The organism is Nocardioides mangrovicus (assembly GCF_003674065.1).
GTDB classification, from domain to species: Bacteria; Actinomycetota; Actinomycetes; order Propionibacteriales; family Nocardioidaceae; genus Marmoricola; species Marmoricola mangrovicus.
In genome coordinates, this window is sequence record NZ_RDBE01000007.1 from 482,458 (window position 1) to 496,936 (window position 14,479).

The 14,479-nt window shown below is 71.3% G+C and carries 16 protein-coding genes; 12 read left to right on the forward strand and 4 right to left on the reverse strand.

The genetic code is table 11. From position 1 onward, the window contains the following. Window positions 1–16: 16 nt before the first annotated feature. The 3 genes from D9V37_RS11850 (at window position 17) to D9V37_RS11860 (ending at window position 2,419) form a co-directional block, all read left to right on the forward strand. A complete protein-coding gene (locus D9V37_RS11850) occupies window positions 17–1,150 on the forward strand; it encodes a ferrochelatase (RefSeq protein ID WP_121806556.1) in 1,134 nt (377 codons plus the stop codon). Then, window positions 1,147–1,998: an inositol monophosphatase family protein gene (locus D9V37_RS11855; RefSeq protein WP_121806557.1), complete on the forward strand. Its 852-nt coding sequence runs from the start codon at window positions 1,147–1,149 to the stop codon at window positions 1,996–1,998. Before D9V37_RS11850 ends, D9V37_RS11855 begins: the two co-directional genes overlap by 4 nt. 130 nt (window positions 1,999–2,128) lie before the next feature. Beyond that, entirely contained in the window at window positions 2,129–2,419 is a 291-nt protein-coding gene (locus tag D9V37_RS11860; RefSeq protein ID WP_121806338.1) for a DUF4193 domain-containing protein, read from the forward strand. Window positions 2,420–2,518: 99 nt separating this feature from the next. Here the strand turns inward: D9V37_RS11860 and D9V37_RS11865 are convergent, their stop codons facing one another. Both D9V37_RS11865 and D9V37_RS11870 read right to left on the reverse strand, forming a co-directional pair. Beyond that, window positions 2,519–2,833, reverse strand: coding sequence for a DUF4235 domain-containing protein (locus tag D9V37_RS11865; RefSeq protein WP_121806339.1), 315 nt, complete (start codon window positions 2,831–2,833; stop codon window positions 2,519–2,521). A gap of 74 nt (window positions 2,834–2,907) precedes the next feature. Beyond that, window positions 2,908–3,348: a DUF3093 domain-containing protein gene (locus D9V37_RS11870; protein WP_121806340.1), complete on the reverse strand. Its 441-nt coding sequence runs from the start codon at window positions 3,346–3,348 to the stop codon at window positions 2,908–2,910. A gap of 53 nt (window positions 3,349–3,401) precedes the next feature. Here D9V37_RS11870 and dut point away from each other — a divergent pair, with 53 nt between their 5' ends. From dut to D9V37_RS11890, 4 genes are read left to right on the forward strand one after another with little or no spacing between them, the layout of a single operon-like run. Beyond that, complete coding sequence (dut, locus tag D9V37_RS11875; protein ID WP_198412507.1) at window positions 3,402–3,893, forward strand: dUTP diphosphatase; 492 nt, start codon at window positions 3,402–3,404, stop codon at window positions 3,891–3,893. Continuing rightward, window positions 3,890–4,513 (forward strand): DUF3710 domain-containing protein, encoded by a 624-nt coding sequence (locus tag D9V37_RS11880; RefSeq protein ID WP_121806341.1) that lies wholly within the window; start codon window positions 3,890–3,892, stop codon window positions 4,511–4,513. The genes dut and D9V37_RS11880 overlap by 4 nt, the downstream gene beginning before the upstream one ends. Further along, a complete protein-coding gene (locus tag D9V37_RS11885; RefSeq protein WP_121806342.1) occupies window positions 4,513–4,872 on the forward strand; it encodes an OB-fold nucleic acid binding domain-containing protein in 360 nt (119 codons plus the stop codon). The genes D9V37_RS11880 and D9V37_RS11885 overlap by 1 nt, the downstream gene beginning before the upstream one ends. After that, window positions 4,869–5,576 (forward strand): DUF3159 domain-containing protein, encoded by a 708-nt coding sequence (locus D9V37_RS11890; protein ID WP_232524878.1) that lies wholly within the window; start codon window positions 4,869–4,871, stop codon window positions 5,574–5,576. Before D9V37_RS11885 ends, D9V37_RS11890 begins: the two co-directional genes overlap by 4 nt. 201 nt (window positions 5,577–5,777) lie before the next feature. On the opposite strand, the gene D9V37_RS11895 is transcribed toward D9V37_RS11890, so the two are convergent. Beyond that, window positions 5,778–6,449 (reverse strand): potassium channel family protein, encoded by a 672-nt coding sequence (locus D9V37_RS11895; protein WP_121806343.1) that lies wholly within the window; start codon window positions 6,447–6,449, stop codon window positions 5,778–5,780. Beyond that, on the reverse strand, window positions 6,449–7,096 hold the full coding sequence (locus D9V37_RS11900; protein ID WP_456299569.1) for a potassium channel family protein: 648 nt from the start codon (window positions 7,094–7,096) through the stop codon (window positions 6,449–6,451). Before D9V37_RS11900 ends, D9V37_RS11895 begins: the two co-directional genes overlap by 1 nt. A 75-nt stretch (window positions 7,097–7,171) precedes the next feature. Between D9V37_RS11900 and D9V37_RS11905 the strand changes: the two genes are divergently transcribed. The 5 genes from D9V37_RS11905 (at window position 7,172) to acnA (ending at window position 14,422) form a co-directional block, all read left to right on the forward strand. Continuing rightward, window positions 7,172–9,199, forward strand: coding sequence for an APC family permease (locus tag D9V37_RS11905; protein ID WP_121806345.1), 2,028 nt, complete (start codon window positions 7,172–7,174; stop codon window positions 9,197–9,199). After that, on the forward strand, window positions 9,196–10,284 hold the full coding sequence (locus tag D9V37_RS11910; protein WP_121806346.1) for a class I SAM-dependent RNA methyltransferase: 1,089 nt from the start codon (window positions 9,196–9,198) through the stop codon (window positions 10,282–10,284). The genes D9V37_RS11905 and D9V37_RS11910 overlap by 4 nt, the downstream gene beginning before the upstream one ends. A 29-nt stretch (window positions 10,285–10,313) precedes the next feature. Further along, window positions 10,314–10,874, forward strand: a complete 561-nt coding sequence (locus D9V37_RS11915; RefSeq protein WP_121806347.1) for a dienelactone hydrolase family protein — start codon at window positions 10,314–10,316, stop codon at window positions 10,872–10,874. A gap of 128 nt (window positions 10,875–11,002) precedes the next feature. Beyond that, window positions 11,003–11,362, forward strand: a complete 360-nt coding sequence (locus D9V37_RS11920) for an MmcQ/YjbR family DNA-binding protein (RefSeq protein WP_121806348.1) — start codon at window positions 11,003–11,005, stop codon at window positions 11,360–11,362. A gap of 357 nt (window positions 11,363–11,719) precedes the next feature. Next, window positions 11,720–14,422 carry an aconitate hydratase AcnA gene (gene acnA, locus D9V37_RS11925; RefSeq protein ID WP_121806349.1) on the forward strand — a complete coding sequence of 901 codons (2,703 nt, stop codon included), beginning with the start codon at window positions 11,720–11,722 and terminating at the stop codon, window positions 14,420–14,422. Window positions 14,423–14,479: the final 57 nt, after the last annotated feature.

Here is a 14,479-nt window from a genome sequence, read left to right on the forward strand (position 1 = left end):
GGATGGGCTGGTGTCCGTGAGCGAGTCCGTCCCCGAGTCGCAGCCCGTGCTCAGCACCGACGTCTCCCCCTACGACGCGCTGCTGCTGGTCTCCTTCGGCGGACCCGAGCAGCCCGAGGACGTCGTGCCGTTCCTGCGCAACGTGACGGCGGGTCGCGACATCCCCGACGAACGGTTGGCCGAGGTCGGTGAGCACTACTACGCCTTCGGTGGCCGCAGCCCGATCAACGACCAGAACCGGGCGCTGGCCGCCGCGATCCGCGAGGACCTCGCCGGGGCGGGCGTCGACCTCCCGATCTACTGGGGCAACCGCAACTGGGGTCCGTTCCTGCTCGACGAGCTGCGCCGGATGCGCGACGACGGCGTGCGCCGCGCGCTGTGCCTGGTGACCTCGGCGTACTCCTCCTACTCCGGGTGCCGGCAGTACCGCGAGGACCTCACCGTGGCGCGCGAAGCACTGCTGGCCGAGGGTGGCGCCCCACCCCCCGAGCTCGACAAGGCCCGGGTCTACTTCAACCACCCCGGCTTCGTGGAGCCCATGGTCGACGCGACGCTCGCGGCCCTGGCCGACCTGCCCGACGACGTGCGTCGCGAGGCCGAGCTGGTCTTCGTCACCCACTCCGTGCCCGAGCAGATGAACGAGGCCAGCGGCCCGCTCGGTCGGGCCTACGTCGCCCAGCACCGCAGCACGGCGGCGGAGGTGGTCGAGCGGGTGCGCCTGGAGACCGGGCTGCGCCACGGCGCCGAGCTGGTGTACTGCTCGCGCTCGGGCTCGCCGCGGATCCCATGGCTGGAGCCCGACGTGAACGACCACCTGCGCGCGCTCGCCACACGCGGCGCCAAGGCCGTGGTGCTGGTGCCGATCGGGTTCGTCTCCGACCACATGGAGGTCGTCTACGACCTCGACACCGAGGCGCTGGCCACCGCCGGCGAGCTGGGCCTGCCGTGCGTACGCGCCGCGACCGCCGGGGTCGACCCGAGGTTCGTGGCCATGGTGCGTGACCTGCTGCTGGAGCGGGCGGCCGGGGAGCGCGGTGAGGACCCGGTCCGCACGGCGGTCGGCTCGCTACCCGCGGCCTGGGACCGGTGCGCGCCGGGCTGCTGCACGAACCCGCGGTCCACACGCCCGGCCGTCGTGGGCAGCCGGTGACCCGGCCGTACGCCGATCTGCTCGACCTGGCGGTCGGGGCGGCGGCCGAGGCCGCGGAGCTGGTGCTGCGCATGCGCACGGAGGGGGTCGACGTGGCGGGGGAGAAGAGCTCCCCGACCGACATCGTCACCCGCGCCGACCACGCCGCCGAGGACCTGCTGCGTACGCGGCTGCTCTCGGCGCGCCCCGACGACGGCTTCCTCGGCGAGGAGGGCGACGACCTGCCCGGCACCTCCGGCCTGCGCTGGGTCGTCGACCCGATCGACGGCACCGTCAACTACCTCTACGGCCACCGTGCGTACGCGGTGTGCGTCGCCGTCGAGCAGGTCGACCACGACGGCGCCGACGGCACCGACGGTGCTGGCCGGGTCGTGGCCGCCGTGGTGCACGCGCCGGCGCTGGGGGAGGTCTACACCGCCACCCTCGGCGGCGGTGCGTACTGCAACGGCGAGCCGATCGCCGTGCGCGACGTCGTGCCGATGGAGCAGCGCCTGATCGGCACCGGCTTCAACTACGTCCGCGAGGTCCGACTGGCCCAGGCCGGCTACGTGGCCCGGCTGCTGGAGCGGGTGCGCGACGTCCGCCGCGGCGGCTCGGCCGCCCTGGACCTGTGCAGCGTGGCCGCCGGGCGTCTCGACGGCTACGCCGAGGAGGGCACCCACCCCTGGGATGACGCCGCGGCGGGGCTGGTCGCGGCCGAGGCGGGCGCCGAGGTGGCCATCTGGACCAGTCCGGCGGGAAACCGCCTCACGGTGGCCGCACCAAAGGGTGATTTCTCCGGATTCGCCGACGTTCTCGCCGAATCGGGATTCGTCGGGAACACGGCGGGGAACACCAGCGTTCACTGACTCCGGTGTCACCGCCACGTGTGGCGGGACGTGTTGTGCGCGACACGGCACGTATGGGGGATGCGCGAGCTTGTTCCGTCGTGCACAATCTGGCGCCGAAGACGTCTGAGGAGAAAAAGAGGAACCCGACATGGCCACCGACTACGACGCGCCACGCAAGACCGACGAGGACCAGAGCGAAGAGAGCATCGAGGAGCTCAAGGCCCGTCGTCACGACAAGAACTCCGGCAAGGTCGACGAGGACGAGGCCGAGGCCGCCGAATCGTTCGAGCTGCCCGGAGCCGACCTGTCCCACGAGGAGCTGGCCGTGGAGGTCAAGCCCCGTCAGGACGACGAGTTCACCTGCATGAGCTGCTTCCTGGTGCACCACCGCAGCCAGCTCGCCGACACGAAGAAGATGATCTGCCGCGACTGCGCCTAGGAGCGCACCTCACTGTCTTCGGCACCGTCTTCGACCCGAGACCCCCGCGATCGCGGGGGTCTCGTTGCGTTCCGGAGTGCTCAGCTCTCGGGCGAGTGCTCAGCGCTCCTGGTCGTCCTTGCGCAGGTCGGGCGGGAGGTGGCCGGTGGACTTCACGTAGTACCGCGCAGCGCGGCGGCCGGCGTACATCCTGGCCAGCGCCACGATCGCGCCGCTGGCCACCGCCCAGGCGACCGCCTCGCGCACGGCGACGTCGGGGTCGGCCGGGTTGGCCGGCGGCTGCTTGCCGGTGGCGGCCTTCCAGCCGGAGTTGAGTGCCTTGCGGGCCACGGTGGCGGCGGCGATGCCGGACACCGCGGACAAGACCGCCCAGGACTTCGAGCTGGACTTCTCGCCCTTGTTCTTCTTGGCCATGGGACCACCCTAACGAGAGGTGGGGTGGGGATCGGTCGCGGTCGGCGCCGGGAATGAGGGGGCAACCTCCGGCGTCAGCCCTGCAGCGCCGCCACGAGCCGCTCGGGATGACGGCTGGCGATCAGCCAGTACGGAGCGGGGTCGGCCGGGTCGAGCACCGGCACCCGTACCGCGGTGGTCAGGTAGGGGCGGCTGAGCAGGAAGGCGCGTGCGTCGGCGTCGACTCCGAGCACCCGGCGGGTCTGGGCGACGTCGAGCGCCACCGGGGTGCCCAGCAGGCCCCGGGCGATGTGGGCCCGTCCGGCACGCAGCTCGGCGCCGGTGACCACCACGCGGGCCGAGCCGATGTAGGCCAGCAGGCCGTAGGTGACGGCGGCGAAGGCCCCGGTGCCGGTCCAGGCCAGCCAGGCCGGAGTCGAGACGATCATGGCCAGCCAGATCACCGCCAGGGACATGGTGGCCTGCACCCACCACCGCAGCGGCGGCACGAGCCGCTCGCTGTAGGCCGCCTCCACAGGGGGTCAGCCTGCCAAACGCCGCGCGTCGCGGCTGAGTAGGGTCACGCGCTGTGGAGAACGCGGTCGATCCCTCGGTGCAGATCCTGGTGCATCGCCTCGACGCCGGCCTGCCCCTGCCGGCGTACGCCCACCCCGGCGACGCCGGGGCCGATCTGCACACCGCGGTCGACGTCACCCTCGCCCCGGGAGAGCGCGTCCTGGTGCCCACCGGGTTGGCCGTGGCGCTTCCGGAGGGCTACGTCGCGCTGGTGCACCCGCGCTCGGGACTGGCCGCCCGGCACGGGCTGACGGTGCTCAACACCCCCGGCACGGTGGACGCGGGCTACCGCGGCGAGATCAAGGTGCTGCTGGTCAACCTCGACCCGCGGGAGCCGGTGAGTCTCACCCGTGGCGACCGGGTGGCCCAGCTCGTGGTGCAGCGAGTGGAGCACGCCCGCTTCGTGGAGACCGAGCTGCTTCCGCAGTCGCTTCGCGGGACCGGGGGATACGGTTCGACCGGAGGGTTCGCCACCAGTGAGCCGACGACGGAGGAGACGACGTGAGGCTGCGCCGACGGTCCGCCGCGACGACGCAGGCGGCACCGGCCGAGCCGGTCGCCCCGACCGACGCCGGGACGGGTCCCTACGACGCCGACGACCTCGACCTGGAGAGCGACGCGACCTTCGCCGACCACGTCGACCTCGGCGGTCTCCTGGTGGCACCGCCGCCCGACGGCATCGAGCTGAGGCTGCAGGTCGACGAGGTCTCCGGCGAGGTCATCGCGGTGGTGCTGGCCGCCGACGACGGTGCGTTGGAGCTGCGTGCCTTCGCCTCCAGTCGTGGCGGCGACCTGTGGGCGGAGGTCCGCCGGGCCATCGCCGGTGAGACCGCCCAGCACGGCGGCACGGCCAACGAGCGTAGCGGCGACTTCGGCACCGAGCTGATGACCCAGCTCCCGGTGACCACCCCCGACGGGCAGGCCGCCGTGCAGCCCACCCGGGTCATCGGCGTGACCGGCGCTCGCTGGTTCCTGCGCGCGACGTTGCTCGGCCGTCCGGCCGTCGAGCCGGAGGACGCCGCGCACTGGGAGGACCAGATCCGCTCGGTGGTGGTGCGGCGCGGCACCGGCGCGATGCCTCCCGGTGAGGCGATCGCGCTGACGCTGCCGCCCGGAGCCGGCTGATGGGCGACAGATCGGGGCTGCGGCACAGCCTGAGCCGGTGGGCGAACTCGGCCCGCGAGGAGTCGCGCGACCTGCGCCGCGACACCGAGCAGTCCGGCCTGCTGTGCATCGGCGACGCACCCGACCGCGAGCGGGTGGTGCTCCAGGGCACCCTCAAGACGGTCACCCTCCGCCCTCGCGGCGGCGCGCCGGCCCTGGAGGCCGACCTCTACGACGGCACCGGGTCGATCACGGTGCTCTGGCTCGGCCGACGCCGCATCGCCGGCATCACCCCGGGCCGCAAGGTCCGGGTCGAGGGACGCATCGGGGTCCACGACGGGCTGCGGGTGATGTACAACCCGCGCTACGACCTCAAGTGAGCGAGGAGCGACCCGCTGCCGGCACGGCTGGCGTCGAGAGCGTCGAGCACGTCGTCCGTGCGCAGCTGTCGAAGGCGCTCGGCGGGATCCGCGGCATGGCCGAGGCCGCCGTACCGACGCTGGTCTTCACCGTCACCTTCCTGCTGAGCAAGGACCTCCGGTTCGCCGTCGTGCTGAGCCTAGTGTGCGCCGGGCTGCTGCTGGTGGCGCGACTGGTGCAGCGGCAGACCCCGCAGTTCGTGCTCAACGCCCTCGTCGGCATCGGCATCGGCGCCTTCTTCGCCTGGCGTGCGGCCCGCGGCGGGGGAGACGCCAACGATCAGGCGCTGGCGTACTTCCTGCCGGGCCTGATCTACAACAGCGTCTACGCAGTGCTGCTGGTGCTCAGCACCGTGGTGCGCTGGCCGCTGGTGGGCTTCATGGTCGGCAGCGTCACCGGCGACCCGACCGCCTGGCACGACGACCCCCAGGTCGTCCGGCTCTGCGGCCGGCTGACGCTGCTGCTCGCAGCGCCGTGCCTGCTCCGCGTCGTCGTGCAGGCCCCGCTCTACGTGGCGGGCCGCACCGGCGCGATGGACCCCGACGCCGCGGTCGGGGTCATCGCCGGCGCCAAGCTGGCGATGGGCTGGCCGCTGCAGGTGGTGGCCCTGCTGGGGATGGTCTGGCTGCTGACTCGCAACAAGACCCCCCGGGCCGAGGCCTGAGCAGCGCCGTCACGCACGCGCGCCGCTGCGAGCAGGGCATGCGCGGGTCGAGCGGCCTCGCCGGTCTGCTGTGGGGTGGCCTCGACGCGCTCGCTCGTTTCTCGCCTCGCTGCTCGACCACCGCCGGGGCCGTCGTCGTGGTCGCGCGTGGGCGCGGGTTTCGAGACGGTCGCGGGCGACCTCCTCAACCAGCGCACCGACTCAGTCCTTGTGCTCCTCAGGAGCCAGCAGCCGCTCGAGCTCGTCCTCGACGTCGGCGGGGGCGACCAGCAGCAGCTCGTCGCCGGCCTCGATGGGCTGCTCCGCGTCGGGGGTGTAGACCTGCCCGTCGCGGATGATGGTCACCAGCGCGCAGTTCTCGGGGAACGGCACCAGGCCCGACGGCTTGCCGACGTAGGGGGAGTCGTCGGGCAGCGTCATCTCGACCAGGTTCGCGCGGCCCTTGCGGAAGGTGAACAGCCGCACCAGGTCGCCGACGGTGACGGCCTCCTCCACGAGCGAGGACATGATCCGCGGGGTGGAGACGTTGACGTCGACGCCCCAGGCCTCGGTGAAGAGCCACTCGTTGTTGGGGTGGTTCACCCGGCCGACCGTGCGGGGCACCCCGAACTCGGTCTTGGCCAGGAGCGAGGTGACGAGGTTGGCCTTGTCGTCGCCGGTGGCGGCGATGACGACGTCGCAGTGCTGCAGCCGCGCCTCCTCGAGCGAGGAGAGCTCGCAGGAGTCGGCCAGCAGCCACTCGGCGTCGGGCACCCGGTCGGGCTTGATGGAGCCGGGGTTCTTGTCGATGAGGAGCACCTCGTGACCGTTGCCGATCAGCTCCCGGGCGATCGAGCGGCCGACGGCCCCTGCTCCGGCGATGGCTACCCTCATCAGTCGCTCTCCGGGCCCTTCTCCATGGCGGTGTAGGCGTCGGCGGCCTGCTCCTCGCGCATCACCAGGTGGAGCTGGTCGTTCTCCTGGATCATCGAGTCGCGGCTGGGCAGCACGCCCTCGCCGAGCCGGTCGAGCCAGGCGATCCGGGCCGCCGTCTGCTCCTGGAAGGAGCGCGTGGTGTGGCCGACCCAGGCCTCGGGGGCGAGGACCTGGTCGACGCGGATGGTGCCCGACGGGTCGCGAAAGTCGGGCTCGGCGCCGGCCGGGAGCAGCCGGCGCAGCACCTGGTCGGCCGTCCACTTCACCGTGGCGACCGTGGTGATGCCCAGCCGCTGGTAGACCTCGGCGCGTCCGGGGTCGTAGATCCGGGCGACGACCGAGCCGATGCCGAAGGTCTCGCGGGCCACGCGGGCGGCGATGATGTTGGAGTTGTCGCCGGAGGAGACCGCGGCGAAGGCGTCGGCGCGCTGGATGCCCGCCTCGGTGAGCACGCCCTGGTCGAAGCCGTAGCCGGTCACCTTGGTGCCGTTGAACATCGGGCCCAGGCGGCGGAATGAGTCGGGGTCGGAGTCGATGACCGCCACGGTGTGGTTGCGGTCCTCGAGACTGCGCGCGAGCGTCGAGCCGACGCGGCCGCAGCCCATGATCACGACGTGCACACCGCGGAACGTTACCGGGGATGGTCCGCCGATGCTCCGGTTGCTCTACCGTTGACGGACGTGGGTGTCGGCGACGTCTCCAAACGGATCCTGCTGGGGCGAAAGCTCCGCAGCTCTCAGCTCGGCGAGACGCTCCTGCCCAAGCGGATCGCGCTGCCGGTCTTCGCCAGCGACGCGCTCTCCAGCGTGGCCTACGCGCCCGACGAGGTCTTCATCATGCTCTCGGTCGCGGGCGTCTCGGCGTACGCCTTCAGCTGGAAGATCGGCATCGTCGTCGCCATCGTGATGCTCACCGTGGTGGCCTCCTACCGGCAGAACGTGCACGCCTACCCCAGCGGCGGCGGCGACTACGAGGTGGCCACCGTCAACCTGGGCCGCACCGCCGGCGTCACGGTGGCCAGCGCGCTGCTGGTCGACTACGTGCTCACCGTCGCGGTGTCGGTCTCCTCCGGCGTGCAGAACGCCGGCTCGGCGCTGCCGTTCGTGCAGGGCCACGAGACCGAGTGGGCCGTGCTCCTGGTGCTGGTGCTCACGGCGATGAACCTGCGCGGCGTGCGCGAGTCCGGCGCGTTCTTCGCGGTGCCGACGTACGGGTTCATGGTGGGCGTCATCGGCATGGCCATCTACGGGGCGTTCCGGGCGGCGTCGGGCGACCTGCCGAAGGTCGAGAGCGCCGACCTCACCATCCGGCCGGAGGCGGGCTACGGCGGTCACATCGGCCAGCTGGCGCTCATCTTCCTGCTGGCCCGCGCGTTCTCCAGCGGCTGTGCGGCGCTGACCGGCGTCGAGGCGATCTCCAACGGCGTGCCCGCCTTCCGCAAGCCCAAGAGCAAGAACGCCGCCACCACGCTGCTGCTGCTCGGCTCGATCGCCATCACGATGCTGCTCAGCATCGTGATCCTGGCTCGCGAGATGGGCCTGAAGTACGTCGACCCGAACCAGCTCGACCGGTTGCGCCAGGCCGACGGCTCGGCCCTGCCCGCCGGCTACGACGAGCACACCGTCATCGCCCAGATCTCCCGCGCGGTCTTCGACGGCTTCTCGCCGGGCTTCTACTACGTCGTCGCGATGACGGGGATCATCCTCATCCTCGCCGCGAACACGGCCTTCAACGGCTTCCCGGTGCTGGGCTCGATCCTGGCCAAGGACGGCTTCATGCCGCGCGCGCTCGGCTCGCGCGGCGACCGGCTCGCCTACTCCAACGGCATCTTGATCCTGGCCGGCTTCGCCGTCGTGCTGATCGTGGCCTTCCGCGCCGAGCCGACGCGGTTGATCCAGCTCTACATCGTCGGGGTCTTCGTCTCCTTCAACCTCAGCCAGCTCGGCATGATCCGGCACTGGACGCGGCACCTGAAGACCGAGACCGACCATGCCGCGCGTCGCAGGATGTACCGCTCGCGCGCGATCAACACCTTCGGCCTGGCGATGACCGCGGTCGTGTTCGTCATCGTGCTGCTCACCAAGTTCCTGGCCGGCGCCTGGATCGCGATCTTGGCCATGATCGTGTTCTTCGCGCTGATGCAGGGCATCCACCGCCACTACGACCGCGTCGCGAAGGAACTGATCGTCGACGAGCGCGACATCGTGCTGCCCACGCGCGTGCACGCGATCGTGCTGGTCTCCAAGCTGCACAAGCCGACGATGCGCGCGCTGGCGTTCGCGAAGGCGACGCGGCCCAACATCCTCGAGGGCGTGCTGGTCGACATCGACCCGAGCTCCACCGACAAGATCCTCGAGGAGTGGGACAAGCGGCGCATCGACATCCCCCTCAAGGTCCTCTACTCGCCCTACCGGGAGATCATCCGGCCGATCGTGGAGTACGCCATCAGCATCCGCGAGGCGAACCCGCGCGGCGTCGTCGCGGTCTACATCCCCGAATACGTCGTCGGCCACTGGTGGGAGCAGCTGCTGCACAACCAGACCGCACTGCGCCTCAAGGGCCGGCTGCTGTTCACGCCCGGCGTCATGGTCACCTCGGTGCCCTACCAGCTCGAGTCCTCCGAGGCCGCCCGCGAGCGCGAGGCCTGGAACGACACGAGGGTCAAGGCCGGCGACGTCCGGCGCGGCCGCACGCTGAACCGCCGGTGAGCCAGTCGTCGGTGGTGGGGGAGCGGTACGAGGCGGTCGCGGGCAACGTCGCGCACGGCGGCCACGTGGTCGCGCGACCCGAGGGTCTGGACGGTCGCGTCGTCTTCGTGCGGCACGCGCTGCCCGGGGAGCGGGTGGTCGTGGAGATCACCGAGGACGGCGACCGGTTCCTGCGCGGCGACGCGGTCGAGGTGCTCGAGGCCTCGTCGCACCGCGTCGAGCCGCCCTGTCCCTACGCCGGCCCGGGGGCCTGCGGGGGCTGCGACTTCCAGCACGCCACACCCGCCTACCAGCGCTCGCTGAAGACGTCGGTGGTGCGCGAGCAGCTCGAGCGGCTGGCCGGCATCGCCTCCGACGTCGAGGTGGAGGAGGTGCCGCCGACCCTGCGCTGGCGCTCCCGGATGCGCTACGTGGACCTCCCCGGCGGGCGCAAGGGCCTGCGCCAGCACCGCTCCCACGAGGTGGTGGAGATCGACGACTGCCTCATCGACGCCCACGGCCCGGTCCCGGTGGTTGAGGAGGTTGCGCAGCAACCGTCTCGAAACCCCCGTTCCGAGACCGTCGACGGCCACCGCTTCGCCGTCGAGCCCGACGGCTTCTGGCAGCCCCACGTGCGCGCGCCCGAGGTCCTGGTCGACTGCGTCCTGGACTTCCTCGCGCCCCGGCCGGGGGAGTCGGCGCTGGACCTGTACGCCGGCGTCGGGCTGTTCGCGGCCCACCTGGGCGATGACGTGATCGCGGTCGAGGGCGACCGGAAGGCCGCCGCCCACGCCGCCGATAACACCACCGCCGAGGTCGTCTGCTCCGACGTCCAGCGCTGGCTCGAGCGCGGTGCGACGCCCGACCACGTCGACCTGGTCGTCCTGGACCCGCCGCGCGTCGGCGCCAAGAAGCGGGTGGTGGCCGCCATCGCCGCGCTGTCCCCGCGCGCCGTGGCCTACGTCGCCTGCGACCCTGCCGCGCTGGCCCGCGACCTCGCCATCTTCGCCGGTCACGGCTACCGGCCGCAGCGGCTGCGGGCCTTCGACCTGTTCCCGATGACCCACCACGTCGAGTGCGTGGCGCTGCTCGAAGCCGGACGCTGATCGTCCGGAACCGCTCCTAGGGTCGGTGCATGCGCGAGATCATCTTGTTCCACCACGCCCAGGGCCTGACCGACGGCGTCGCCGCCTTCGCCGACCGGCTGCGCGCGGCAGGCCACACCGTGCACACGCCGGACCTCTTCGAGGGGCGCACGTTCGACACGGTCGAGGCCGGAGTCGCCCACGCGCAGGAGATCGGGTTCGACACCGTGGCCGCGCGCGGGGTCGCCGCCGCCGAGCGGCTGCCGGCGGAGGTGGTCTACGCCGGGATGTCCTTGGGCGTCATCCCGGCCGAGCAGCTCGTCGTCACCCGCCCGGGCGCCCGAGGAGCGCTGTTCTTGCACTCGGCGATGCCGACCTCGGAGTTCGGCGGCCCCTGGCCCGTCGGCGTCGGCCTCCAGATTCACGCGATGACCGAGGACCCCTGGTTCGACGAGGACCGCCCCTACGCCGAGCAGCTCGTGGCCGAGGCCGGCGGCGAGCTGTTCTCCTACCCCGGCCGGGGCCATCTGTTCACCGACAGCTCGCTGGCCGAGTACGACGCGGGCGCCACGGATCTGGTCCTCGAGCGGGCGGCGGCGCTGCTGGGCTGAGCCTCGGCGGTGACGGTTCCTCACGGTGCCGTGGTGAACCGTCACTGACCCACGCGAGCTCCGGTGGGGGAGCACGGGCTGGTGTGGGGGAGCTGGTGCGGTGGTGACTGTCGGCGCCCGGCGGCAGGATGACCGCCGTGGGGTGCACCATCGCGGACTACGTCGAGCTGGCCGAGCAGCTCGACGACGTCAGCGCCGTCGAGCACGAGCAGTGGATTACCTACCGCGTCGCCGGGCGCACCTACGGCTACCTGTGGCCGCGCACGAGCACCCTCGGCCTGCGGCAGACGATCGCCGAGCAAGAGGCGCTGGTGGCCGAGCGCCCCGGCGTCTTCGAGAAGCAGTTCACCAGTGCCGGATTCGGCTGGGTGGTGGTGCACCTGGCCGGCGTCGAGCGCGACGAGCTCGCCGAGCTCGTCTTCGAGGCGTGGCGGCTGACGGCGCCGGCCGACGTCGTCGAGGGCCGGGGTGAGCGGCTGCCGGTGTGATGCGGCGGGCTGGTCGAGGGGTCGCTCTGAAGCACGCTGGTCGAGGAGGTCGCCCCGGAGCACGGTGGTCGAGGAGGTCGCCCCGCGAGCGTCTCGAAACCCCCGTGCTCAACCGCTCAACCCCCGCGGGTTTCGAGACGCCGACGCCAGCTCCTTGCTGCGCTGCGGATCTGGCGTCGGCTCCTCGACCTCCCGCGCTGATCGAGCGCTTCGCTCCGCTTGGCTCTCGGCGCGTGGTATCTTGACGTCAAGATAATTTGGTTCTCGGCGAAGTGAGGCAAGCCTTCCTTCCGAGCGCGCCACCGGCGTGGGCAAGATGGACGAGGACCCGGCAGCTAGGCGATCTAGGAGATCTCGATGGCGAGTGCGGACAGCTTCGGCGCGAAGAGCACGTTGGAGGTCGGCGGGCAGAGCTACCAGATCTACCGGCTCGACGCCGTCACGGGCGAGGGGCTCGACGTCGCCTCGCTGCCGTTCTCGCTCAAGGTGCTGCTGGAGAACCTGCTGCGCACCGAGGACGGCGCCGACATCACCGCCGACGACATCAAGGCGCTGGCCGGCTGGGACGCGGACGCCGATCCCAGCAAGGAGATCCAGTTCACCCCGGCGCGGGTGATCATGCAGGACTTCACCGGCGTGCCCTGCGTCGTCGACCTCGCCACGATGCGCGAGGCGATGAGCGACCTCGGCGGCGACCCGTCGAAGATCAACCCGCTCGCGCCGGCCGAGATGGTCATCGACCACTCCGTCATCGCCGACGTCTTCGGCACGCCGGAGGCCTTCGAGCGCAACGTCGAGATCGAGTACGAGCGCAACCGGGAGCGCTACCAGTTCCTCCGCTGGGGCCAGGGCGCCTTCGACGACTTCAAGGTCGTGCCGCCCGGCACCGGCATCGTCCACCAGGTCAACATCGAGCACCTGGCCCGCGTCACCTTCACCCGCGAGGTCGATGGCGAGCTGACGGCCTACCCCGACACCTGCGTCGGCACCGACTCCCACACCACGATGGTCAACGGCATCGGCGTGGTGGGCTGGGGCGTCGGCGGCATCGAGGCCGAGGCCGCGATGCTCGGCCAGCCGGTCTCGATGCTCATCCCGCGCGTGGTCGGCTTCAAGCTGTCCGGCGAGCTGCCCGAGGGCTCCACCGCCACCGACCTGGTGCTCACCATCACCGAGATGCTGCGCCAGCACGGCGTGGTCGGGAAGTTCGTGGAGTTCTACGGCGAGGGCGTGTCGGCGCTGCCGCTGGCCAACCGCGCCACCATCGGCAACATGAGCCCGGAGTTCGGCTCCACCATCGCGGTCTTCCCGATCGACGAGGAGACCCTGAAGTACCTCGAGCTCACCGGCCGCGACGCCGAGCAGCTCGCGCTGGTGGAGGCCTACGCCAAGGAGCAGGGCCTCTGGCACGACCCAGCCGCCGAACCGCGCTACTCCGAGCGGCTCGAGCTCGACCTCGGCGAGGTCGTCCCCTCGCTCGCCGGCCCCAAGCGGCCGCAGGACCGCGTGGAGCTGGCCAAGGCGGCCACGGCGTTCGACAAGGCGCTGGCCGACTACACCGACGAGAAGGCCAAGACGGCCTCGCTCACGCTGGACGGTGAGGAGCTGGAGATCACCCACGGTGCGGTGAGCATCGCGGCCATCACCAGCTGCACCAACACCTCCAACCCGTCGGTGATGATCGGTGCCGCGCTGCTGGCCAAGAACGCCGTCGAGAAGGGCCTGCAGCGCAAGCCATGGGTCAAGACCTCGCTCGCGCCCGGCTCGAAGGTGGTCTCCGACTACTACGAGAAGGCCGGCCTCACGCCGTACCTGGACAAGCTCGGCTTCAACCTCGTCGGTTACGGCTGCACCACCTGCATCGGCAACTCCGGCCCGCTGATCCCCGAGGTCAGCGACGCCGTCAACGAGGCCGACCTGGCCGTCGTCTCGGTGCTCTCGGGCAACCGGAACTTCGAGGGTCGGATCAACCCCGACGTGAAGATGAACTACCTCGCCTCGCCGCCGCTGGTGGTGGCGTACGCGCTGGCCGGCTCGATGACCGTCGACCTGTTCGAGGACCCGCTGGGCCAGGACGAGGACGGCAACGACGTGTTCCTCAAGGACATCTGGCCCTCGCCGACCGAGGTCGAGGACGTCATCGCCAGCGCGATCACCTCCGACATGTTCACCGGCGACTACGCCGACGTTTTCGCCGGCGACGAGCGCTGGCAGTCGCTGCCCACCCCCGAGGGCAACACCTTCGAGTGGGACCAGGACTCCACCTACGTCCGCAAGGCGCCGTACTTCGAGGGCATGCCCGAGGAGCCGGAGCCGGTGACCGACATCGAGGGCGCCCGGGTGCTGCTCAAGCTCGGCGACTCGGTGACCACCGACCACATCTCGCCCGCCGGCGCGATCAAGAAGGACTCCCCGGCGGGGAGGTACCTGGCCGAGCACGGCGTCGAGCAGCGCGACTTCAACTCCTACGGCTCGCGCCGCGGCAACCACGAGGTGATGATCCGCGGCACCTTCGCCAACATCCGGCTGCGCAACCAGCTGGCGCCGGGCACCGAGGGCGGGTTCACCCGCGACTTCACCGCGGACGGCGAGGTCACCTCGGTGTTCGAGGCCTCGGAGAACTACATCGCAGCTGGCACCCCCTTGGTGGTGCTGGCGGGCAAGGAGTACGGCTCGGGCTCCTCGCGCGACTGGGCGGCGAAGGGCACGGCGCTGCTCGGGGTCAAGGTCGTCATCGCGGAGTCCTACGAGCGGATCCACCGCTCCAACCTGATCGGCATGGGCGTCCTGCCGCTGCAGTTCCCGCCCGGCAAGACCGCCGACGACCTCGGCCTGACCGGCGAGGAGGTCATCAGCGTCTCGGGCATCACCGAGCTCAACCAGGGCGGCACCCCGCGCACGGTCACGGTGAAGGTCGAGCCGGCACCGGGCAGCGACGCCTCCCACGGCGAGACCAGCGAGTTCGAGGCCACCGTCCGCATCGACACCCCCGGCGAGGCCAACTACTACCGCAACGGCGGGATCATGCCGTTCGTGCTGCGCAACCTGCGGCGCGGCTGAGGTCCGTTCCCCACGGTGCCTTGGTGAACGGACGGTTCCCACGATGAACGACTCGTG